The sequence below is a fragment of the Rhodanobacter sp. TND4EL1 genome, from assembly GCF_054061035.1.
In genome coordinates this window covers 364,446-388,108 of record NZ_JBSSDT010000003.1, presented here as the reverse complement: position 1 = coordinate 388,108, position 23,663 = coordinate 364,446, and the positions used below count along the sequence as shown (strand labels likewise).

At 63.6% G+C, this 23,663-nt stretch carries 15 protein-coding genes; 9 read left to right on the top strand and 6 right to left on the bottom strand.

The window, feature by feature from the left end; all coding sequences use genetic code 11:
* Positions 1-3 precede the first annotated feature (3 nt).
* Positions 4-255 (bottom strand): hypothetical protein, encoded by a 252-nt coding sequence (locus tag ACVWWQ_RS13450; RefSeq protein ID WP_457383430.1) that lies wholly within the window; start codon positions 253-255, stop codon positions 4-6.
* A 121-nt stretch (positions 256-376) separates the two neighbouring features.
* The gene (locus ACVWWQ_RS13445; RefSeq protein ID WP_457383429.1) at positions 377-2,089 is read right to left on the bottom strand and encodes a sulfatase-like hydrolase/transferase; all 1,713 of its coding nucleotides are present in this window, start codon (positions 2,087-2,089) and stop codon (positions 377-379) included.
* A gap of 181 nt (positions 2,090-2,270) precedes the next feature.
* Here ACVWWQ_RS13445 and ACVWWQ_RS13440 point away from each other — a divergent pair, with 181 nt between their 5' ends.
* Positions 2,271-4,268 (top strand): bifunctional 2',3'-cyclic-nucleotide 2'-phosphodiesterase/3'-nucleotidase, encoded by a 1,998-nt coding sequence (locus ACVWWQ_RS13440; protein ID WP_133948732.1) that lies wholly within the window; start codon positions 2,271-2,273, stop codon positions 4,266-4,268.
* A gap of 137 nt (positions 4,269-4,405) precedes the next feature.
* Here the strand turns inward: ACVWWQ_RS13440 and ACVWWQ_RS13435 are convergent, their stop codons facing one another.
* The 3 genes from ACVWWQ_RS13435 to ACVWWQ_RS13425 form a co-directional block, all read right to left on the bottom strand.
* The gene (locus tag ACVWWQ_RS13435; protein WP_133948734.1) at positions 4,406-5,416 is read right to left on the bottom strand and encodes a T6SS immunity protein Tli4 family protein; all 1,011 of its coding nucleotides are present in this window, start codon (positions 5,414-5,416) and stop codon (positions 4,406-4,408) included.
* A 92-nt stretch (positions 5,417-5,508) separates the two neighbouring features.
* On the bottom strand, positions 5,509-7,233 hold the full coding sequence (locus tag ACVWWQ_RS13430) for a PGAP1-like alpha/beta domain-containing protein (protein WP_208321581.1): 1,725 nt from the start codon (positions 7,231-7,233) through the stop codon (positions 5,509-5,511).
* Between the two features lie 11 nt (positions 7,234-7,244).
* Complete coding sequence (locus tag ACVWWQ_RS13425; RefSeq protein WP_133948736.1) at positions 7,245-10,151, bottom strand: type VI secretion system tip protein VgrG; 2,907 nt, start codon at positions 10,149-10,151, stop codon at positions 7,245-7,247.
* 267 nt (positions 10,152-10,418) lie between these two features.
* Here ACVWWQ_RS13425 and tssA point away from each other — a divergent pair, with 267 nt between their 5' ends.
* The gene (gene tssA, locus ACVWWQ_RS13420; protein ID WP_133948738.1) at positions 10,419-11,468 is read left to right on the top strand and encodes a type VI secretion system protein TssA; all 1,050 of its coding nucleotides are present in this window, start codon (positions 10,419-10,421) and stop codon (positions 11,466-11,468) included.
* Between the two features lie 148 nt (positions 11,469-11,616).
* On the opposite strand, the gene ACVWWQ_RS13415 is transcribed toward tssA, so the two are convergent.
* Positions 11,617-12,414, bottom strand: a complete 798-nt coding sequence (locus tag ACVWWQ_RS13415; protein ID WP_133948740.1) for a hypothetical protein — start codon at positions 12,412-12,414, stop codon at positions 11,617-11,619.
* A 151-nt stretch (positions 12,415-12,565) separates the two neighbouring features.
* On the opposite strand from ACVWWQ_RS13415, the gene ACVWWQ_RS13410 reads away from it, so the two are divergent.
* The 7 genes from ACVWWQ_RS13410 (at position 12,566) to ACVWWQ_RS13380 (ending at position 23,663) form a co-directional block, all read left to right on the top strand.
* Positions 12,566-13,426, top strand: a complete 861-nt coding sequence (locus tag ACVWWQ_RS13410; protein ID WP_133948742.1) for a M15 family metallopeptidase — start codon at positions 12,566-12,568, stop codon at positions 13,424-13,426.
* Positions 13,427-13,466: 40 nt separating this feature from the next.
* Positions 13,467-13,730: a PAAR domain-containing protein gene (locus tag ACVWWQ_RS13405; protein ID WP_133948745.1), complete on the top strand. Its 264-nt coding sequence runs from the start codon at positions 13,467-13,469 to the stop codon at positions 13,728-13,730.
* A 200-nt stretch (positions 13,731-13,930) separates the two neighbouring features.
* On the top strand, positions 13,931-15,352 hold the full coding sequence (locus tag ACVWWQ_RS13400; RefSeq protein ID WP_133948747.1) for a hypothetical protein: 1,422 nt from the start codon (positions 13,931-13,933) through the stop codon (positions 15,350-15,352).
* A gap of 16 nt (positions 15,353-15,368) precedes the next feature.
* On the top strand, positions 15,369-19,106 hold the full coding sequence (gene tssM, locus ACVWWQ_RS13395) for a type VI secretion system membrane subunit TssM (RefSeq protein ID WP_133948749.1): 3,738 nt from the start codon (positions 15,369-15,371) through the stop codon (positions 19,104-19,106).
* A complete protein-coding gene (gene tagF / locus ACVWWQ_RS13390; RefSeq protein WP_133948751.1) occupies positions 19,103-20,086 on the top strand; it encodes a type VI secretion system-associated protein TagF in 984 nt (327 codons plus the stop codon). Before tssM ends, tagF begins: the two co-directional genes overlap by 4 nt.
* 8 nt (positions 20,087-20,094) lie before the next feature.
* Positions 20,095-20,874, top strand: a complete 780-nt coding sequence (locus ACVWWQ_RS13385) for an OmpA family protein (protein ID WP_457383428.1) — start codon at positions 20,095-20,097, stop codon at positions 20,872-20,874.
* A 224-nt stretch (positions 20,875-21,098) separates the two neighbouring features.
* A complete protein-coding gene (locus ACVWWQ_RS13380) occupies positions 21,099-23,663 on the top strand; it encodes a type VI secretion system Vgr family protein (protein ID WP_166669714.1) in 2,565 nt (854 codons plus the stop codon).

Here is a 23,663-nt window from a genome sequence, read left to right as displayed (position 1 = left end):
CGCTCAGCGCGTTCCGGCCGGGCGGCGGCGCGGGCTGCCGTACATGTCCCGATAGACCTCGCTTACCGTCGCTTTCAGGGTGCCGCCCTGGCGGGCCTGGGTGAATGCGTCATTCAACTGTTTTTCGGCGACATGCAGCTGACGCAGAAAATGACGTTCGTCGCCGGACAGTCCGCATTCGGCCATCTGCTGCTCCAGCGCCGGGTTGTCATCGGGAAGGTCCGGTGTCGGGTTCTTGTTCGATCGGTCATTCATGATGAACTTGAAGCAAGACGCCTGCCATTCATGTTTCCGCCGCCACGCCGCACAGCTGCGTCACGGGCAGGCTCGCCTCGCCTTCATCCAGCCAGCAAACGACGCAAACTGCCACCGGGGGTCACTGGTACACGTGCAGTCGGTTGATCGTCCACGCGTGATACGAAGGCAGCACACCCGGAATCGCGCAATCGTCGTACAGACCTTGGCAGCGCGTGCGCAATTCGGTGGCGGCCGAGAAATAGGCATCCATCGGCACGCCGGCCGCCTGCAGCACCATGCTGGGCAGGAACGCGATGTCGAGCATCGGGTACGCCGGCAACGGCGGCCCGGCGAAATTGCTCTTCACCATGTAATAAGTGAGGTAGTCACGATAGGGGGTCAGGCCGGCCGGCGTGTGGCGAGCGAGGTCGCGGATGCCGCCGTTGAACGACGGCTGGTGATCGCCGAAGTGCACCAGCACGGTAGGCTGCGGGCGATCGAGAAAGGCATGCTCGAGGCCGCGCATGGCGAGGTCCGAATCGTGCAATCGCGACAGATAGGTGTCGAAATTCAGCGCCGTGCCCGCCGGCAATCCATGCAACAGATTGCGATATGGCAACGGCAAGCTGGCCATCGGATCATCGTCGTGCGGCCCGTGCTGGTTCAGCGTCAGGATCATGATGAATACCGGCTGCCCCGGCTTCCTGACCTTGTCATAGATGCGCTTGGCCGCGGCGAACATCTGCGCGTCGGTCTCCTCCCATTCCTTCAGGCCCAGTTCGCTGGCGCCGTACAGATGATCAAAGCCGTAAGCGCGGTACGCGTTGCTGCCATTGATGAAGCTGGCACTGGTGGGATAGACGCCGATGGTGAGATAGCCCAGCCGCCGCAACTGCAGCGCCAAGGCGTCGTGCACGTTCGGCGCCAATACATAAGGTGCGTACATGCCTCCGGCGCCAAAGATGTCCTGTGGCATGCCGGTCAGCGCGGCGAACTCGCTGACCCAGGTGCCACCGCCGAAGGTATGCACGCGCAATACCCCGTGCCCGCGCGTGCGTGCATCGGGCTGGAACATCGCCACCCGGCATTGCGGCACGCCGCATGGCGTGTAGTTGGCCGGGTCGAACGTGCTTTCCTCCAGCACCTGCACGATATCCGGGTACGGCGGCGGCCGGGTGCCCGGCGTACCCATCGCGGTGGCGCCCCAGTCGCGCTCGGCCACGCCGTCGTCGGCCATCACCGGCAGTTGCACGTCCGCATCGCGCAGGTTCACGAAGAAGTTCGTCAACTGCGCATCATCGGACATCTTTTCCCAGGCGTTGCGCGAGTGCGCTCGCGCGAACGGACCGGAGGGCAGCATGCACAGCCAGAAGCCGAGCACGCACAGCACGATGCCGCCCGCGCGTACCATCAACGAGCGCGACGCAGACAGCGTGGCCAGCATGCGCCAGTCCCACCGCCACACCAGATACAACACCGGCGGCAACAGCAGGCACAGCGCGATGCCGGCGCTGTACAGATGCGGGTAATGACGCAAGGTATCGAACAGGCTGGTGCGCACGTAGTAGATGAAGTCCGCCGGCATCAGCTGCGAGTCGAGGTAGCGCAGCTTCAGCACCGCCACCGCTTTCAGCAGCAGGAACAGGCCACCACCCAACACCACGCCGAGGGCAAGCCGCCCGAACGCGAACGCCAGCACGCCACATGTGCACAGCATCAACACCGAAATAAACACTTGCTGCAAAGGCATCGGCTCTTGCCACGCGGTCAACGCGACACAGCCGGCGAAGAATGCCAGCGCGCACAACACCACCGCACCGGCTCCCGGTGGGCGCAACGATATTCGACGCATGGCCTGGCCAGTCCCCCTGTAGGACCCTAGTCACCAAAGCGTCATCTTACGGCCTTGTCCGGCCCGTCGCTCATCCCTTTGCCAACGCCAGAGTGACGCCATTCATCGGCCACGGCGCGCACCCGGTCATGCCGATCTGCTAATTTCTGCGACCCGACCCCCGTTTCTGCCCGGAACCCTCATGTCGTCACGCCTGTTGTCCACCGCCACACCCGCGCTCGCGCTCGCGATCGCCCTGCTTGCCGGCTGCGCTGGCGCACCGTGGCATGCCAGCAAAGTGGCCGACGGTTCACGCGCCAACGTGGCCATCCTCGAAACCACCGACATCCATTCGAACGTGCTCAGCTACGACTACTACAAGCTGAAGCCGGACGAGTCGCTGGGCTACGAGCGCACCGCCACGCTGATCCGCCGGGCCCGCGCCGAGTTCCCCAACACCTTCCTTTTCGACAGCGGCGATACTATCCAGGGCAGCGTGCTGGCCGACTACCAGGCGCTGGTGAAGCCGATCGGATGCAGCGAGGAGTTGGCCGTCTACAAGGCCATGGATGCGATGGGTTACGACGGCGGCACTGCCGGCAACCACGAGTTCAACTACGGGCTGGGTTTCCTCTCACAAGTCACCGGCGCGCCGATGGATGTCGATGGCGGCCACGAAAACCACTGCGCCGGGCCGCATTTCCCACTGGTGTTGGCCAATGTGGACAGTGCTCGTGACGGCCAGCCGATCTTCAGACCGTGGACGGTGGTGACGAAGACCATCACTGCCTACAGCCCCGACGGCAGCAAGATGGAGGTGCCGTTGAAGGTCGGCATCATCGGCTTCACCCCACCGCCGATCATGGATTGGGACCAACGGAATCTGGCCGGCAAGGTCACCGTGACCGGAGTGGTCGAAGCGGCGCGGAAATATCTGCCTGAATTGCAGGCGCAGCATCCGGACCTGATCGTGGCGATTCTGCACGGCGGCCTCAACACCGCGCCGTATACCCCGGACATGGAAAATGCGGGTTGGTACCTGGCTGGCGTGCCCGGCATCGACGCACTGTTGCTCGGTCACTCACACACGCAATTCCCCGGCCCGCATTACGCCGGCATGAAGGACGTCGACGCGACGCGCGGGCTGGTGCGCGGCGTGCCGGCCGTGATGGGCGGCTTCTTCGGCAAGGATCTTGGCGTGATCCGGCTCGTACTGGATCGTCAGGGTGGTCGCTGGGTGGTCGACCACGACCAGAGCCACAGCGAAGTGCGGTCGATCTGCCCGCAGAAAAATCAGTGCGTGCCGGCGGATCCGGAGATCGCAACCCTGGTGCAGAAGACCCATGAAGCCGCGATCGCCTACGTCAACACGCCCATCGGCGAAAGCTCGATCCACATGAGCAGCTACTTCGCCGACGAAGGCAACATGACAGCGCTGGCCCCGGTCAACGCCGCCCAGGCCGCGTACGCACGCACCGAGCTTGCGCGCTCGCATCCCGAGCTCGCCGATGTGCCAGTACTGTCCGCCGCCGCCGCCTTCCGCACCGGCTTCGGCGGCCCCGACGACTACACCGACATCGCCGCCGGTCCGCTCACCCTGCGCAGCGCCGCGGACCTCTACTTCTATCCAAATACCCTCGCCGCAATAAAAACCGACGGCGCGGGCCTCAAGGCCTGGCTGGAACAATCCGCCGCCCGCTTCAACCGCATCGACCCGACGAAGACCGCCACGCAGCCACTGATCAACAGCCACTACGTCGGCTACAACTTCGACCAGATCCAGGGTGGCATCCACTACGTCATCGACGTCTCCAAACCGATGGGCCAACGCATCACGACGCTGACCTACAAAGGCAAGCCAGTCACGCCGAGTGACCCGTTCATCATCGTCACCAACAACTACCGTGCCAGCGGCGGCGGCCACTTCCCCGGCCTCGACGGCAGCAACATCGTGCTCGCTGCCCCCGACGGCACCCGCGAGATCCTGGCCCAGTGGATCGAGCACAAGAAGAACATCGGCATCGCCGACCTCGAACCCACTTCGTGGAACTTCGCGTCCCTGAGAACACATGGCCCCATCGTATTCACCAGCGCCGCCAACAAGCTCGACGTGGCAAAGGCCGCCGGGCTGCAGAATATTCGCATGGTGAAAGACAACGGCGATGGGACAGCGACCTACGCGATTGATTTGTCACGTTGAGGGCAGCTCTGGAAGTGGGGAGTCGACAGCATCACACTCATGCAGAAATGAGCGCTCGCCGCCTAGCTCCACTGTTGCTGGCAGGTAAAAGTGGGGGGATTACCTGCCCAATCCGGCAGGACTTATTCAGAGTTTCCCTAATTGGCGGATGATGGTCGCTGGACGGCACCTGGGCGCGGGCGGACGGATGTAATGATCGCGTTCCAGAGGGCGATGCCTTCGTCATTGGTCAACGATGAAGCGACGTATTGGCCCGCCTTCGGGCCGCTGGTCAGTTGACCGCCGGTATCGAGTTGGAAGGTCATCTTGGGACGCTCCAGCGCCGGATGATCACGCATCGATTCGACGGCAAAAGACAGGCCGTGGTTGTCGTGCTCATCCTTGATCCAACCTAGCCACTCCTGTGCCTGCATGTCCCCCAGAGTGGTTTGGCCCTTGCGCAGCACATGCACGTTGAAGCGCGACTGCACCGCCTTCATCCGATCCAGCAGCGGCGAATCATCCTTGTCCGAGGTGAGCGCTTTGGTATCGACACTAAATCCCAAGTCGAGATATTTATTCATATCGAAAGAAATATGCGCGGACTCCTCATCCTGATCACCATTGATCACCACCGGACCCAGGCAAAAGCCGGGACCGGCCTTTGCCGGGTCGTCGTAGGCATGGATTTGCGACGCCAGGCGATACAGGCGGGCATCGACTTGATCACCGGTCTCCACCGGTTCCGGCGGTTGATCAGGGAAAGCTTCATTCAGCCCCTCGAACGAATCGGCCAGCAGCACGATCTGGGTGGTCCCGAGCAGCAAATGCAGCTCGCGCTTGAAGCCGACTGAGCTTTCGCCTGAATTTTGATAACGAAGATAGATGGTGTGATCGTTGATCACCTTGTGCTCGATCAGCATGGATTTCTTGGTGACCCAATTATCGTCTTGGCCGATATCCGCCGCCTTTTTGGCCACGCTACCCGCCATCGCCTGCGGCGTAGTGTTCAAGGCTTCAATGGTGACCTCGACCGTTTTGAAGTCTGTGCCCAGGCCGTAATACAGTGTGATGTAGCTGTTCACCGAGGCATTGTTCATGCCTTTGGGCAGGTCGATCAGAAACCGCCCCATGCAGGTGGGGTACATCTGTGTCGTCAATGCCGTCATGGCTTGTTTTTCCTCTGTGCTGGGTCCGCAACCGGCAAGCAGGGTGGCCGCCAAAGCGGTGCACGCGAACAACCCACGCCAGGTCCGCCGCCTCATGCGGTGACCTGGGCGCGAGCGGCGATTTTTTGGATGGCATACAGCGTGACCGTGCGCGCGCCGTTGTCCCGATAAGCGCCCTCGTGTGCGAAGCCGGTCAGGCCAAACTGCTGTTGGATAGCCCCGCCGCCGCTGTTCGATGGAAATGCGCCGGAGCTGATGGGCACCGTGCCATCGCCACCGCCGTCCTGTTTGGCACACTGCAAGTCCCAATAGCTGGTTTCATACACCGTTGCCGATGAGAAGCCATAACCATAGGCGGGCGCCACTTCCTGCTTGCCACCCACGTGCAGCGGATTGCTACCGTCGTCACGCACGTCGCCAAATCCCATGTCGGCTACCTGACCAAGTGTCGGCGGCGTCTTGTTATCGGGACGCAAGCCCGGTTTGATTTGCCAGTGCACGCCCTCGAAACTCTTCTGCGCTGGATCCTTGCCATAAAACACATACGTGGTGGCGTGGTAGGCGTTCTTGATGCCTTCGTGGAAGAAGCGGGTGAGGTCAATATTGCGTTTGTACGTTTCCCACGTAATGGGCATGCCGCCGTAAGGGTGCAGCCACTCTTCACGAATCAATCCCCACCAGCGATCACGGCGTAGATAAATATCTTTGTAGGGATCGCCACTGGCCGGCTGCGACTCGATCGACTGACCGGAGGGACCAGCGATAGTGAGCCAGCCAGGTCGATATTGTGCGGTCGGCAAGAGTTGCAGGGCACCGGGCGCCTGGGCAAACACCGCCGTGACGTCCCGCCCCGTATTGCCAATCACCATGCCTGCTGTCCAGTCTTCATCGCGCATGCCGATCTTGCAACGCCGATAGGCAACCGCCGCGCCGATGCTGGGCATGACGCCGTGAGCGATACCCGCGATGGCGTCCTGCATGCCACCCAATTTCTGGCAGGCGCGGGCCACCAGGCCGCCCATCGAATGGGTGACCAAAATGACTTGCGTGCATTTGGAGTGGACGTTGTTTTCTCGGATGACATCGGTAATTCGCTGACGCAAGCGTTTTGCAGCCTCGAAATTGGAATCCAGCCAGTTGTAGCCGAACGCATAGACCGGCATGCGGAAGCGTGCGCGTGCAATCAGGTCGTCGGACAACAGCGGCACGGCGCCTTTTTCGCCCAGCGGCGGCAGCCCTTGCATCTGCATTGCAAGCCCCGGCGACAGCTTGGGTTCGGGCGGTATCTCGCCCGGTCTGGGGGTGGCGCGGACCTGGGTGTAAAAAAACTCTTTCCAACGCGCCGGGTTGTAGCCCTGTGCATTGAGCGCGTGATCCAGCCACAGCAGAAATTCCTTGTAGCTCCCTTCCCCGACTTCGCCCCAGCCTTTTGCCGTGTAATAGGCCGCATCGTGGGGGGAGTCCGGCACGTGTCCGCTGGGATCCACTTCGACACGGGATGGATGCATCAGTTTTTGACGTGCACCAGCGCTCTTCTTGGCCATGCCCAGGGCGAAGCTTAGTGGTGTGTTCTTCTTCAGCCAGCTCAAACTATTGTCGAGTCGCCAAACGGATTCCCTTTTCTTGCCTGAATTTTGACGCAAGTTCGACCCCATGATGCCGGGTACGAAAATTACCGGCAGCACATGATCCGGCGGCAGGGTAAGGTGCACGGCATCCATGATGCTGGAACTGGTCAAGCGCCAGTTGTAGACGTAGGTGCCATCTTTAGCCGCATACCCGGGCGCAAAGCGGATTTTGTCGGAGGGTGTGCTCATGCCTGCTTCCTTTAACTCGCCGGTCCCAACATCTTGATCGCCACACCGGCCATGCTTGCATCCTTCTGCAACGAAATATGGCCATTGGCATCGGTGACGCCTTGCACCTTGGCACCGTCGGCACGCGTCAATTCATAAAGATGGTTTTTTACCGGGTCGCCATTGGGATAAGTCACCCGGAATTTGTCGTTGAACTTCTCATCCGGCCAGCCATTCATCTCGCGCGACAAATGGGTTCCCCCCACCAACCTGTGATTGCCCGCATGCACGGTGAGCTTGCCCGGACAGCCGAAGGTGAGGTTTCCGTCTTCGAGGGTGAGGAAGGCGCCTTGGCTGGTGGCGAGGTGGATCTTCTGCTTGGCAGCCAGCTCGACCGCGGCGTTGGCGCTGACCAGCTTCAGATCACCTTTGCTGCGCAACGCCAGCGTGTCGTGCTGGGCTTGCACGTTGAAGGCGCCCTTGCCAGCGCTCAGTTTGAGGCCGACACCGTTGGCCTTTTGCGCACCAGCTAGCAGGCCAATGGCTTGGGCAGCATGCAGGCGTAGCTGATTGCCCACGGCCATGTTGGTGTGTTGGCCGCTACCGAGGTTGAGGGTTTCACCAGCGGCCATGTGCAGAGACTGACCGGCGATGGCGCCGATGCCGCTGCGGCCGGCGATGGTGGTGAGGGCGTCGGCGCTGTGCGGCACGGCTTGTTCGGCCTTGCTCGGTGAAGCGGCATCGAAGTTGTCACTGCTGACGGTGTCGATGGCACTCTGGCGTAGCGCTTTCAGCGGCGCTGCCTTGGCGTTGAGCTGCGAGGCGTCGGCCAGCGCCACGCCTTCATGACCGGCCAACGGCACGGTTTTGTGCGTGGCTGCCGCCTGACTCATCGCTTCGGCCAGCTGCACGTGTTGGCTGAGCAACGCGCCCACAGCAGTGGCGTCGGCGGCCGGTTCGCTCTGGCTGAGGCTGTAGGTGGAGAGCAATACGCCCTTGCTGCCGCGCACCGCTCCGTAGCCGTCGCTGCGCAGTTCCATGCCGGTGCCGCGGAAGCTGCCGCGGTAGTTGTCGTTCTGGTGGATCAGATGACCGAGGTTGAGTTGGGTGGTGGCCTGGCTGGTGGCCAACTGCGCCCGGCCTCGGCCATCGGTGTCGTCGAACACCAGCTGGTTGTGGCCGTTGCCATCGAAGCCCTGGGTCTTGGTGCCGGACAGCGCGGCGGCGTTGGCATGGCCAGCTTCGTCGGCACTCTGGCCATGCCATGCCGGGCCGTTGCCGCCGGCCAGGTTGGCTTGCGCGCTGGATGCGAAGTCGGTGGCCTGGGTGTAGGGCGAACCGTCCGCTGCGGTGGCCCCGGCGCCGGGACTGGCGGCGATGCCTGCCTCGCCTTGTCCGTTGTAGACGGCGCCGACGATGATCGGTCGACCGATGTCGCCGTCCATGAAGTTGACCAGCACCTCCTGCCCGATGCGCGGAAGGAACTGGGCGCCGTGGCCGTTGCCGGCGTAGCGCTGCACGCTGCGAAGCCAGCAGCTGGCGCCGCCCTGCATCCAGTGGAACTTCACCTTGAGTCTGCCGAGGCCATCGGTATGCAGTGGGCCGCTGGCGCCGGGTGAGATTTCGCCTTCGGGACCGACCACGATGGCGGTTTGCACGCCGGGAACGGTGGGTCGCGGGTTCAGACGCAGGCCGTGCTCGTCTTCCAACCCGCAGCGCCACGGCAGCTCGCGGGCGATGGCCTCGAAATGCTGGGCGTAGCCGACGGCACCGGCCTGTTGCCACAAAGCGGGCGTGACCGCGTGCCGGGTATCGGCGTAGTCGTCGGCATGCCCCAATTGCTTCTGTGCGAGGTGTTGCACGGCTTTGGGCAGGTTGTTGATGCCGGCATGGTGAAGCCTGACCCACACGAATCCGTCGGGCATGGAGGCGCCAACGGATTCCCATGGCGCCTGGGCCAATCGGAAGTACGCACCGGCGCGCGCGCTGCGCACGGTGCCGCGACCCTCCCAGTGCTGTTGGCGTGCTTCGTGGGCCTGCGCCGCCAGTTGTGCATAGTGATCGGCTTCGCGGGTGTCGGCGAAGGCGTACACGCCCGTCGGGTCATAAGCTTCGCGCTGGCCCTTCGCACCATCCACGGCCACGCTTGCCGCACTGCTGGCCAGGGTCTTGTAGTCGTGGCTGATCAGGGTCACCACATCCGGGGCCAGCGCACGGGATGGGCCGATCGTCTGGATGGTGTCGCTTGATTCCACCGCGGCCGCGCGATGGAATCGCAGGCCACCCGCGGGGTTGGCGGCCGAGTGGGGATCTTCCGGCAACTGGCTGCTGTCGCCGAAGATCATCAGCGTGTGCCCCGCTTCCACGGCGTCGTCTTCGATGAAGCTGTAGCCAAGCCCTTCCTCGGCAAACAGGCGCTCGATGAAGGCCAGATCGGTTTCCCGATACTGCACGGCATAACTGCGCGGACGCACCTGGTCAATCAAGCTGCGCGCGTCGGGCGCCATTTTCCACGATGCATGGGGCGCGTAATCAGCGAATACCGACTCGGCAATGTCCAACACGCTTTTTTCCTGGAAGATGCGATTGTGCCGCCCTTGCGACAGCAACCACAGCCACGGCGACAGCTCCAGGCGATAGCGCGCCAGCCCACCGTCGGCGCCGAGCAGACGGGCTTCGCGCACCAGCCCGGAACGCCGTGTGCGCGAGCCATCGGCCTGGGTGATGCGCAAGGCGCAACGGCGGCCAAGCATGTCGTCCAGCGACAAGCCGGCATCGGTGGACAACACGTCGATCGTCCACGCGTAACACGACGACAGCGCTTCAGTGCCGCTCCAGCGTTCCACCTGCAACGATCCCAGCGGGCCATCGCCCTCCAATGCATACAGCCGCGTGGCGTCTGTAAATGCGGCGAGGGCTGCCGCAACTGAAGCGAACATCCGTGATGTGTCGACGATCCTTCTCCTTGACCAAACCGATCCATGCGGTGCCAGAACACGCCATCAGGCAGGTACAGCGCGCGGAGAATATCGCGATACGCACTGACTGTCTGTCCACGACAGCACACTTTTCTGTGGGTAAAAACTGACACGTCATGCGAACACCAACGCTCCGGCAGGATGGCTTACCATCCACCGCATTCTTCGCAAATCATTCAGTCACCGGTTTGCCGACACGCCACGAAAATCCAGCCAGGGATGCTGCCCATGATCGACATCGACGCCTTGCTTTCACCCGTTTCCACTGACGCAGCGTGTGGTGAGGATCTCTCTTTCTCGGCGGAATTCGACGCCATCCAGGAGTGCCGCCGCAGCGACGATGCCACCCTGGATCAGGGCGAGTGGATCACCGAACTGAAGACGGCGGACTGGTTTGCCGTGTCCCGCCGTTGCGGACAGCTTCTCAGCACACGCAGCAAGGACCTGCGCCTGGCCGTCTGGATGGCCGAGGCCTCCACGCGCACTCAGGGGTTTGCGGGCCTTGCCGACGGCTACAGGTTGGTGGCCAGTCTGTGTGAGCGTTATTGGAATGAGATCCACCCTGTCGCCGAGGATGACGACCAGGAACTTCGCGTCGGCAACCTCAGCTGGCTGTTGACTCAATCGATTCAATGGATTCGTGCGATTCCACTGACGAGCGCGCCGCAGGGTCGCTATGACGCCACTGACATCGAGCTGGCTGCGCGGGGTCATCAGGGCGACGAATCGAGCGCCGGCGAACGCATAGACACGGGACGTATCGATACAGCGCGCGCGGCCACGCCGTTCGAGTTCTACCAGCGACTGGCCACCGAGGTTCCGCAGGCACAAGAGGCATTGCGCACGCTCGAGGCCGTGGTCGACGCGCGCCTTGGCCAGAACGGCCCCAGTTTCAGCGCCACCCGTGATGCGCTGGACGATGTGGGAGCCACCGCTTTGCGGATGGCTGCAAGCGCAGGCGTGGTGCTGGATGAAGCGTCCGCACCGCCGCCGTTGCCGGGCGACGACGTCGGCGACACCGTGCCCGCTACGCCGGTGCGTGGCAACGGTGATATCACCACACGGAGGGAAGCTCTGCTGCAATTGCGCCGCGTGGCTGACTTCTTCCGCCGCACCGAGCCACACAGCCCGGTCGCGTATCTCGCTGACAAGGCGGCACGCTGGGGCAACATGCCGCTTCATGTGTGGCTGAAAACCGTGCTCAAAGACAACCCCGCGCTCGGTCAGCTTGAGGAGCTGCTTGATGTAGGCGCAGACGAACCGGGCAACGCTTTGTGACGACGCACCGTCGACGGGAAGCGAGTCACATGCCGTAACGATCGTCGCAAAGCTGCCCTCGAGGGAGCGCCCCGTCACTGGCTTGCGCTGCGACCGCCGAGCCGAAAGCCATGGCGGCCGACATGCTTTCACGCCAAACCGGGAAGGGTCAGACGCCGTCCGGTGCGGATGCCGGACAGGCCGCCGCCTGACCGCTGTGGCCGGCGCACAGCTTCTGGCGGCACTTCAATCCCGCCTCGCTGTTGGCCGGCGGGCACGACTGCATGCGAACCTCGATCGGGTCCAGAGGCTGCGATGCCGGACCAAGTTGGCCCAGCGCCTTGCGCGATGCCGGACTACCCACTTCCACATGGCGGATGAGCGCGGTAAGCAGTGCCACGTCCGAATCATCGGCAGGCGCCGCCCTTCGCGTGGCTCGCCGCATCGGCACCGGGCGCCTGCGCTCAGGCGCCGGTGAGAACAGTTCGCTCAGCGTCTTCGCATCCTTGCTTACACTCGTCGCGGGTGCGGGAGCAGCGACGTCGCTGGCCATGCCGGCGTCAGCATGCCCTGACAAGATGACCGCCGCATCCGGCGAGGTGTAGCCCTCGACATCGCTGGACGTGGTCGACCGCGCGCTGGCCAACGCGGTCGAGCTGACAGCCGGATTTGGCATGCCTTCGTCCGGCATTGCCGGCGCGGTTTCGACCGACGCAACGCGTGCAGGCGGTCGCTGGGCGGCTCCGTCAAACGCGCCACCCAGTACCAGCATCAACACGGCAGCACCGCCGACCAGCACCAGCATCGAAGGCCATAACCAGCGCCGTGATCGGGTTGGCGTGGAAGGCTGTTCAGCCTCACCCTGGAAGCCGGATAGAATGCGATCCTGCTTCGCGGCTGATGTCGGCTCACCGGAATCGGCGTCGAGCAAACTGGGGCTTCTTGATCGTTGTTCCTTCGGATCCAAGCGTAACTCCATTTAAGCTTTGCCCCAGGCAGGGGTGGGCGAACCATACTAGCTAGCGGTCGCACGATCCAAGCCCCAGCGCACAAAGCCACCGCTTCGGGCACCGCGCGGCGGCAGCTTCGACCGTTCACGACAAGGACTTCACTGCACCATGGATCCGTTGTTTGGCTGGCTGGCCGGCCTGCTCGCCTTGGCGCTGCTTTCGCTGTGGCTGCTCTGCTTTCCGGATACACGGCTCAAGCTGTGGCGGCGCCTGGTCGCGCGTCGAAACCGGGCATCGGGACGCGCACAGCGGGCGCTGGCTGAATCGGCGAAAGCCCTGCGTCACACATCGATCGACACGCGCGACAACGCCGCGCATCTGGCACGGCAACTCGGTCGCCACTGGATCTTGTTGCTGACAGTGGGACTGATTCTGGCGCTGCCGCCGATGCTCATCCTGGGATTTCGCGGGCGCGTCATGTTGGACGGCTATAACGCCAGCCAGCAAGCCGACACCGGGACGACGTCGCTGGTCGCCAGTCTGCTCAAGGGTGAACAACTGGTACCGCCACCGGCACTTCCACCCGCGGTGTTCATCACGCCGGAAGTTGAAATGGTTCGACCGGATCTCGGTTTGGCCAGTCGCAACTGGACTATGCTCAACGATGATTTCCGACAGCGACTGCTGGTGGTTTTCCGGATAATGAAGGAGCGATACGGTTACGACATGGCCCTGCTTGAGGGCTATCGCAGCCCCGAGCGACAGGCCATTCTTGCTGCCAGAGGCAGCAACGTGACCAACGCGGGCGCGTATCAGAGCTATCATCAGTACGGCCTTGCCGCGGACTGCGCGTTCTATCGCGAAGGCAAATTGGTGATTTCAGAGAAGGACGCCTGGGCCATGCGGGGCTACGAGTTGTATGGCCAGGTGGCGCAGGCCGCCGGCCTGGTTTGGGGTGGCAACTGGAAGATGATGGATCTGGGGCACGTGGAGTTGCACAAAACCGGAATGGGACCGCATAAGCGCTGAAGGACAGCGGCTCCCGCAACAAAGGTAAGGAAACCTGGACATGACAAAACCCTTCATCGTCGTCGGTGACAAGACCAGCCATGGCGGCACCGTCGTCAGCGGCGCCTCCACCGCGACGACCCACGGCAAGCAAGTGGCCCGCATCGGCGACAAGGTGACCTGCCCCAAGTGCGGCGGCACCACCATCGCTACCGGCGACAACACCATGATCGTCATGGGTCAGCCCGTTGCACGTCACGGCGACAAGACCGCCTGCGGCGCCACCCTGATTGCCGGGCAAAGCGTGACGACGACGGCGGGCTGATCGATGAGCCGACCCCATGCCTTGCTGCGCAATCCTGCCCACCGTCATGCACTGGCGCGTGACCTGGCCACATGCTTTCGCGTGGGCGGCGATCTCATCCGGCCCAACCCATTCCCCTCTCCGAGCTGACCCGCACATTGATGAAAACATCACTGCCATGGACGGGCAGCGCTCCGTCTTCAACACCTGATTGACCGCCGATGGAACGACGCTCCCTGCTTCGCCCACTTGCCTTCGCCACACTGACTTTCGGTGTGGTCTGGTGCGCAATGATCTTGCGCTGGCGTGCGCTCAATCGGGTTCCCAATGGCGTAGACGTGGCGCTTTGTCTGGTCGCGTTGCCGCTGGGGCTGCTGCTTGGCTTCGTGCTTCTTCGGCGCTTGATCGATGCGGCGAAGAAGCGGCGAAAGATCGCTACCGCACTGACCAGGGAAACGGTCGTCGACGACGTCATGGCGCCCGAAGATCCCTCGCTGGCATGGCAGCTTTCGATTTTTGCCGCCGATGCGCTGTTCGCCGGCGGCGACGCGCCCGACTCACTCGCCGAGGCGGCACGTGCCAGCCAGCGGGTCGATCTGCATCCGGCGCTGCGTGATCAGCAGGGGCTGCCGGTATTCGCCGCGACCGTGGCCGATGTCGATACCGACACCATCGAGGACAGCCTGCCTGAGACCATGCAAGGCTGGAGCGAGTCACGCAAACGCACGATCGCATTGGCACAGATGCTGGTCACGCGCATGCTGGACGAGCACTTCGAACCGCTGCATTCAGCGGCGGTGGCCAATGCGTCTTCCGCACGCGCCACGGCCGGGCCGGTACTGCAACTCGAGTGGCTGCTGCCCGCACGCTGGAGCGATGCCGATCGCGACCTGGCTCAGACGTGGCTGGTCGAGCAGCTTGCCGCGCAAGGCTGGCATGCACCAGCGCTGCAGGTGACCGCGCACGGCATGCATGCGGGCGCCGCCGTCTTGAGGCGTCTCGACGACCTCAACCGCGCCTTCCACGGCGAACGCCCGCCACTGCCGCATCTGCTGCTGGCCAGCGATTCACACGTGGATGAGTCGACGGTGGCCGAATGGAGTGCGACACAAACCCTGCATGGCGCGGGCCGCCCCGAAGGCCTGGTGCCGGGAGAGGGCGCCAGCGCCGTGCTGCTGGCGTGCACCCATCCCGCCGGCTTGCCCGAATTGGCACGTCTGCATCGAATGCTTGCCGGGCAGCGCGCGAAGGCCGTCGATTCACCCGGCCGATTGCAAGCCGACACGTTCAACGAGCTCGTTGGCCAGGCACTGGAACGCGCCGGTGTGGACGCCGGCGCGACGGCCTATCTGGTGAGCGATACCGACATGCGGGCAAGCCGCGCGGCTGAAGCGATGCATCTGGCCGAAAGCGCCCTACCCGAACGCGATCCCATCGAAGTGCTGCTGCCGCTCGGTGTCGCCAACGGCGAATGCGGCGCGGCACTGACACTGGCCACCGTTGCGGTGGCTGCCCACCAAGCCGCCGGGATGCAGCAACCCGGCCTGATCCTTTCCCACCACGACGCCAGTCTGCGCGCCGTGGCCGTGGTCGTGCCGCCTCCGCCTGCGGCCACCACAAGCACCACTCCATCATTGGCATGACAGGAATCCGCTTCCGATGAACCGTCTTCGTTACCTGCTTACCGATTCGCGCACGCTGGCCATCATCGGCATCGGGATCATGGCCGGCGTCTTCCTGCTGGGGCGCAACGCGCTGAAGATGATCGCGTTCTGGGTCGGCATTGCCCTGGTTGCGCTGTTGATCGTGCTGGTCGTGCTCTGGATGCTGCGCCGGGCGCGAGCTCGCCGCTCCTCCGAACAGTTGGGTGAGGCACTCATCCAGCAGCCCGGCAAGGCCGGCGCGGGCGGCAAGAGCCGCCATGCCGAAGTGGACGCGCTGCGCGAACGTCTGCGCGAAGCGGTAAAGGCAATAAAAACCTCTCGTCTGGGCCAGACCAAGGGCACCGAGGCGCTGTACGAACTGCCCTGGTACATGATCATCGGCAACCCGGCAGCCGGCAAAAGCACGGCGATCGTCAACTCCGGCCTGCGCTTCCCGTTTGCCGACAATCACGGCAGCATCGTGCAGGGCATCGGTGGTACCCGCAATTGCGACTGGTACTTCACCACCGAAGGCATTCTGCTCGACACCGCCGGACGCTATTCGGTGCACGACGAAAATCGCAGCGAGTGGCTGAGCTTCCTGGAGCTGCTGCGCAAGAATCGACCACGCGCGCCGATCAACGGCATCATCATCGCTGCCAGCATCGCCGAGCTCACCGGCAATCGCCCGGAATTCGCGATCAACCTCGCCAAGAACCTGCGCCAGCGTGTGCAGGAACTGACCGAATGGCTGGAGGTGGTTGCGCCGGTCTATGTCGTGTTCACCAAGGCTGACCTGATCGCCGGCTTCAATGATTTCTTCCACACGCTGGACGACGGTGAGCGTGAACGCGTGTGGGGTGCCACGCTGCCGTTCCAGCCGGACGGCAATGCCGATGGCGTGGAACAATTCGACCGCTACTTCGACGAGCTCAGCGAAGGCCTCAAGGAAATGAGTCTGTCGCAGATGTCGCTCAACCGCGGCAATGCCCTGGCCCCTGGCCTGCTGACACTGCCGCTGGAGTTCACCGGCATCAAGGCCACCCTGCGCACGTTCATCGCCACGTTGTTCGAAGACAATCCGTTCCAGTTCCACCCCGTCTTCCGCGGCTTCTATTTCACCAGCGCGCTGCAGGAAACCGCTTCGGTCCATCACGCCTCCGACCGGATCGCCAAACGCTACGGTCTCTCTGCTGCCGATGCCGCGCCGACCGCCACGAGCCAGGCCTCGGCCAAGGGATTCTTCCTGCTTGACCTGTTCCGCAAGGTGATCTTCGCGGACAAGCAACTGGTGCGGCAACACTCCAGCCGCAACCGCACGCGTACCCGCTACGCGGTCCTGCTGGGCTCTGCGCTGGCGCTGGGCCTGACCCTGGCCGGCTGGGCATGGTCGTATACCAATAACCGTCAGCTGGTGGTCAATGTGCAGGCCGACCTGACCAAGGTGGAGGCACTGCAAAAGGACCGGGTGGACCTGCAGTCACGCCTGCAAGCCCTGCAGATCATCCAGGATCGCCTGCAACAATTGCAGGACTATCGCCACGACCACCCGGTAATGCTTGGCCTGGGCCTGTATCAGGGAGACGCCATCGAAGACAAGCTGCGTACCGAGTATTTCCACGGCATGCGCCAGCTGATGGTGATCCCGGTGACGCAAGGCATCGAGGCGTATCTGGACAAGGTGGTAGCCCATCGCGACCGGCTGGTTCAGACCAAACCCGGTACGGACACCGTCGCACCGGTGCCGGTGGCCCCCGGCACTTACCAGGCCCCTGCACCGGAAAATACCCAGGATGCCTACAACGCATTGAAGGCCTATCTGATGCTGGGTGATGCCGGCCGGGTCGAGCCGGTGCATCTGTCGGATCAGCTCACCCGTTTCTGGCGTGAATGGCTGGATGCCAATCGCGGCATGATGACGCGTGATCAGCTGATCGGCACCGCCGACCATCTGATGAGTTTCTACGTCGCCCAATACGACCAACCGGGTTGGCCCACCGTCGACAACAAGATCGCCCTGGTGGACGACACCCGACAGGCGCTGCGCAACGTGATGCGCGGCATGCCGGCCATCAACCGGGTCTATGCCGAACTGAAGGCGCGTGCCGCGACGCGCTATCCGTCAATCAGCGTGGCGTCGATCCTCGGCGATCAGAACGGCAAGATTCTGGTGGGCAGTTACGCCGTTGCCGGCTCGTTCTCACGCGAAGCGTGGGAAGGCTATGTAAAGGACGCGATCCGCGATGCGGCGAACAACGAGTTGAACGCCACGGACTGGGTGCTGCAAACCACCCAGCAAACCGACCTGACCCTCTCCGGCAGCCCGGAGCAGATCCAGAAGCAACTGGAAACGCTTTACGACACCGACTACGTGCATGAGTGGCAGAAATTCCTGCAAAGCGTGTCGGTAGCGCCGTTCGACAACTTCGCGGCCGCCGTGGACGACATGAACACCCTGGGCGATCCGCAGAACTCGCCCATGCGCAAACTGATCGAGAACGTCTATCAGCAAACATCCTGGGACAACCCCTCTCTCGTTGATCAGGGGCTGAAGTCGGCCCAGGGCGGATTCGTGGGCTGGTTCAAGCGGGTGATCCTGCGCCAGCAACCACGCGGAGTGAACCTCAATCTGGACAACATCAAGGGACCGGACGGCAAGTTGCGGACCGGCCCGGTCGGCAGCGCGTTCGCCGGTGTGGCCCGCCTGATGGTGGCGCGCGACAACAATCCGCCCTTGCTCAACAACTACCTGGACATGCTGGCCAAGTTGCGCACCCGGCTCAATGCGATCAAGAACCAGGGCGATCCGGGCCCGGGCACCCGCGACCTGATGCAGAAAACGCTCAGCGGCAGCGGTTCGGAGCTTTCCAGCGGGCTCCAGCTGGTTGACGAGCAGATGCTCGACGGCCTGGATGATCGTCAACGCAACACGTTGCGGCCGTTGTTGCTGCGCCCGTTGATGCAGACCTTCAGCGCGCTGGTGCAGCCCACCGAGTTGGAGATCAACAAGATCTGGACCGCGCAGGTGTATACGCCGTTCGAAGCCAACTTGTCGCAGAAGTATCCCTTCGACACCTCCGGGCAGGTGCAAGCCGCGGACAGCGAGATCATCCAGGTGTTCGGGCCGTCCGGCGCCATCGCCAAGTTTGCCGGCGATACCCTCGGCCCACTGGTCGATCGTCGCGGCGACACGCTGACGGCCAAGCAGTGGGCTGACATGGGCATCAACCTGTCACCGAAATTGATGACCGGCCTGGCGCAATGGGTGGCGCCGCTGGGACAGACCACCGGCAGCGGAACGCAGACCATCTTCAAGATCCAACCCGAACCGGGCAGCGGCGGCATCAGCGAGTACACCATCACCATCAATGGACAAAGCCTGCGTTATCGCAATACGCCACCAGAATGGAAGCCCTTCGTCTGGGACGGCTCGCAGGCGAACCCGGTGGCCCAGATCAGTGCGGTGACCTACGACGGGCGCACCGTGATGATTCAAGACCTCAGCGGCGGCGATGCGCTGAAGAAGCTGTTCCTGGCCGCGAAGGGAAACAAGGACAACAACGGGGTCTACACGCTGACCTGGAGCCGTGACGGCATTGCCGTCACCGCACGTCTGCAGGTGGTCAGCGGTGCCCAGACCAATGCCGATGGCTCACAAAAACAGGGGCTGCTCGGAACCGTGCTGCCCGCCACGGTTGCCGGAACCAGCAAAGGCACGGACCAGGCCCGACCCACCACGGAGGGAGCACCATGAACGGTGAACTGTCACTCAGCATCAGTTACTTCGGCAAACTGCCCAGCCGTGGCGACTTCCTCAAAGCGCCCGGCAATAACCATCAGCTGATCGCCACGCTGGATCGCTGGGCCGGCCAGGGGCTGGAAATGTTGTCGCAGGACGTGGCCTGGAAGCAGCTGTACGACATGGGCCACCCACTCAACTTCGCCATCCTGGGGTCGCGCAGCCGTGGCGCCATCGCCGGACACCTGCTGCCAAGCACCGATGCTTCCGGCCGTCGCTTTCCGTTCATGACCGCAGTCTCGATGGATGTGCCGCAGCCACTGGCGTTCCTCTCGCGCAGCCCGCTGGCGTTCTCCAGGGTGTGGTCGCGGCTGGAGCGCGAAACGCTGCTCGCACGCGAGGCGCCGGATCCGTCCACCCCGCTGAGTGAAATGGTCGACAACCGCGCCAACGTGAACGTGTTGTACGAAGCACTCAATCCGGCCTTCCAGGATTTTCTGGAGATGCAGACGCTGGAGAGTCTCGAATCCATGCTCGGCGTGCATGAGGGTTCGATTTCGATACGGCGCATCCTGCTTGCGCTGGGCATCCTGCTGCAGCCGGTGATGAGCAGCGGCGCCGCACGCATCGGCAAGGGGCTGCTGCTGCCGTTGCCGCGTGATCCGCTGTACCGAAACCTCGTATCGACGTTGTGGCTGGATCTGATTTCCGGCTTTCTGGGGCGCGCCGATTTCGAACTGATGATTTTGTTGCGGCAAGGGCCGCAACCTGCGCTGGCTGTCGGATTCAGCGGCCTGCAGGGGCGCAGCCTGCAGGCGATGTTCGAGCCGCGCGTGGTCGAACAGGATTTCATTCCGTTGAACAACCCTGACTGGGTCGAGGATCACGCGCACGATGATCCGACGCTGAAAAAGCTGTCCACCTATGCCAGTCAGGACAACCTCTCGCTGCGTACGGCGCGAAACACGTTCCGCGAAACCTTTCTGGGAGCATGAGCATGACCATGCGGAAACTCATCATTGGCGTGCTCGTGCTTTGCAGTGCCGCTGTGCAGGCGCAGACGCCGGTGGCATCGTCCACCGTTCAGGACGGCATGGTGACCGTCAGCGGTACCGTACCCAACGAATCGACGCGGGCCAGTGTGATCGCACAATTGCGCACGCTGTATGGGGCCGACCATGTCGTCGATCACATCGAGGTCGGCGGCGTGGTCACCCCGGCCAATTGGAGTCGCTACGTCACCGCCATGATCGGCCCGGACCTCAAGCAGGTTTCCGGAGGCAAACTGCAGGTACAGGGCAACACCATCGAGATCACCGGCGAAGTACCCAACGAGGCCGTGCGCCAGCAGGTACTCAGCAGTCTTTCGGGCGCCTTCGATTCGCACTACGGCATCAAGCAGAACATGCGCATTGGCGAGTCCAAGCAGAAGGTGCTGGACGAAACCCTGGCCAATCGCACCGTCCAGTTCAAGAGCGGCAGCGCGGAGCTGACCCCGGAGGGCCGCGCGGTGCTCGACCAGATGGCCGCTGCCATCCTGAAGTTGAACAGTCCCTTTGTCAGCGTCATTGGCAATACCGACAATGTCGGCAGTCGGCAGTCCAACATCCAGTTGAGCCTGGATCGGGCCAGCGCGGTCAAAACGTATCTGGTCAGCAGAAACATTCCCGCCGCGAACCTTTCTGTCAGCGGCCAGGGCCCGGACAACCCCGTCGCCGATAACGGGACCGACGCTGGCCGCGCACGCAACCGACGCATCGATTTCAGAATCAACAGGAACTAGAGGCCGCACGTCATCGATTCGGCTTCGCGATGCCGCGCAGGCGGCTCGTATCCGGCCCGACCGTTACGTGCGTTCTGCCGCATGAGCCCCGAGCCTTGTCGGGAACACCGGCAATGTGTGTCCGGTTTCACCGACTTCGCTTCGCGCCAGCCCTGTCGCAAAAGCAACGCGATATGCTTTCTGCACAGGGAGTTTCAGATGTACAGAGCCATAGAGGATCACGCATGGACGCAATGGATGTTTCCGCCTGGCTGGGTTTGTTGTCGCAGACCACGCGCTTCATCACGCTGGACACCGCCGCGGCCGACGGCCTGATCGTCGAACGCCTCGAAGGGCGCGAAGCCGTCAACGACGATTTCCGCTTCGAACTGGATTGCGTCAGCGCCTCCGCCTTCATCGACCTCAAGCCGCTGGTCGGCCAGCCGATCAGCGTGGGCATCGCCACCGCCGCCGGTGGCCGCCGCTACTGGCACGGCATCATCACCCATGCGGCTTCACTAGGTGCCGATGGCGGCCTGGCGCGCTACCGGCTCGACATGCAATCCGGGCTGGCCCTGCTGGCGCTGCGCTGCAATGCGCTGATCTTCCAGGATCGCAACGCGCTCGACGTGGTCACCCAGGTGCTGGCCGACTACCCGCAACTCAAGGTGCGCACCGAAGTCACCACGGCCTTGCGCACCCGTCCCATCTGCACCCAGTACCGCGAAACCGATCTGGCTTTTATCCAGCGATTGCTGGGCGAGGAAGGCCTGTCGTACCGCTTCGAGCACGACCAGACCAGTAGCGACGACGGCCCCGGCCACACCCTGGTGATCTTCGACACCCAGGCGGCACAGCCCACGGGCGCGCCTGCCTCGGTGCGCTTCCACCGCGTCGACGCCACCGAGCAGGATGACGCAGTCAGCGTGTTCAGCGAACGCCGCCAGCTGGTGCCCGACCAAGTCACCACCGCCAGCTGGAAAGCAGACCAGGTACTCAGCGTGGCCGGCAACGCGCAAGCTCCCCATGACGGCAACGCGCCCGAACTGCCCTCGCTGGACGTGTTCGACGCCGACCGCAGCGGGCGTTTCGACACCTCGGCGCAGGCGCAGCGCTACGCCACCCATCGACTGGATGCCCTGCGTCTGCCTGCCCGCACCTTCCGCGGCCAGGGTGCCGTGCGCACGCTGGAAGCGGGCAAGAGCTACGTGCTGACCCAGCATCCGGACCTGTCCGGCCAGAGCTTTGTGCCGCTGACGCTGGACCATGTGGCCACCAACAACCTCGGCACGGCTTTGCCGCATCTGCGCGGCAGCCAGACCGACGACCGCACGCTCGGCAAGGGCAGTTACCGCCAGCAATTCGACGCCGTGCCCGCCGGCACACCGATTGCCCCCTCGCATCGCGACCGCCCGCTGGCCCCGGGCGTGCAAACCGCCATCGTCACCGGCGTGCCGGGCGACACGCTTACCGGCACCCGCGACCACCAGGTCCGCGTGCAGTTTCCGTGGCAGCGCGGCACTGCACCGCTACCTGGCGGCCTCACCGACACGATGAGCCAGCACCTGCCGCAAGGCCATGCGCCGGGCGATCATCATTCGGGCACTTGGGTGCGCGTTGCCGAGGCCAACGCCGGTGCCCACCACGGCCACAGCTTCGTGCCGCGTATCGGCAGTGAGGTGCTGGTGGAATACGCCCACGGTGACATCGACCATCCCGTCGTCGTCGGCCAGCTCTACAACGGCCCGGCCACGCCGCCGTTCGCGGCAGGCGAAAACAGCGGCGCCAATCATCCCGGCACGCTGAGTGGCGTGCAGACGCAAACCCTGGACGGCCAGAACGGCAGCCGCTGGGTGCTCGACGATGCCAGCGGTCAATTGCGCCACAGCCTCAATCACAGCATCGCCGACAGCCAGCTCAATCTCGGCTACCTGATCGACCAGAACGGCAACACGCGCGGCGGTTATCGCGGCGAAGGCTTCGAACTCCTCACCGCCGGCTGGGCGGTGGTCCGCGCCGGCGAAGGCTTGCTGCTGTCCGGCACCGCACGCTCACAAGGCCAATCCACCCAGATGGATGCCGCCGAAGCGATCGGCCAGCTCAAAGCCGCCAATGCCACCGCCAAGCGGCTGGACAGCGCGGCCACGCAAGCCAAGGCCGGCGGTCTCACAGCCAACAGCGCGCAAACCGATCTGCAGCAAGCGGTCGACCCCCAGCAAAACGGCAAATACAGCGGCCCCGTCAACGGCCAGGCCGCCAGCAAACCCAGCGGCAACCAACGCAGCGGCGGCGACCCGGTCGAACGCTTCGCTCAGCCCGCCGTGCTGATGGAGTCACCGGAAAGCGTGGCCCTCACCACCCCAAAGAGCGCCGCCAGCTTCGCCGGCGAACACCAGCACCTCACCAGCCAGCGCGACACCCACCTCGCCGCCGGCGCCACCCTCGCCGCCGTCAGCGGCGACAGCGCCAGCCTCTACACCGCCGACGGCGGCATGAAAATCATCGCCAACCACGGCCCGGTCAGCCTCGAAGCCCACACCGACGCCATGGACATCCTCGCCGACCAAAGCGTCACTATCACCAGCACCACCGACAGCATCCAGATCCTGGCCAAGGACAAAATCGTCCTGCAATCCGGCCAAAGCCAGATCACCCTCGACGGCCAGAACATCACCATCGCCTGTCCGGGCAATTTCACGGTGAAGAGCGGGACGCATGAATGGTTGGGGGGTGAGAGTCAAGCGGCCACGCCGGCCGGCCTACCCTGCAGCCAGCTCACAATCCTTGGGCAAGAGCCCTTCTCGGTCTAG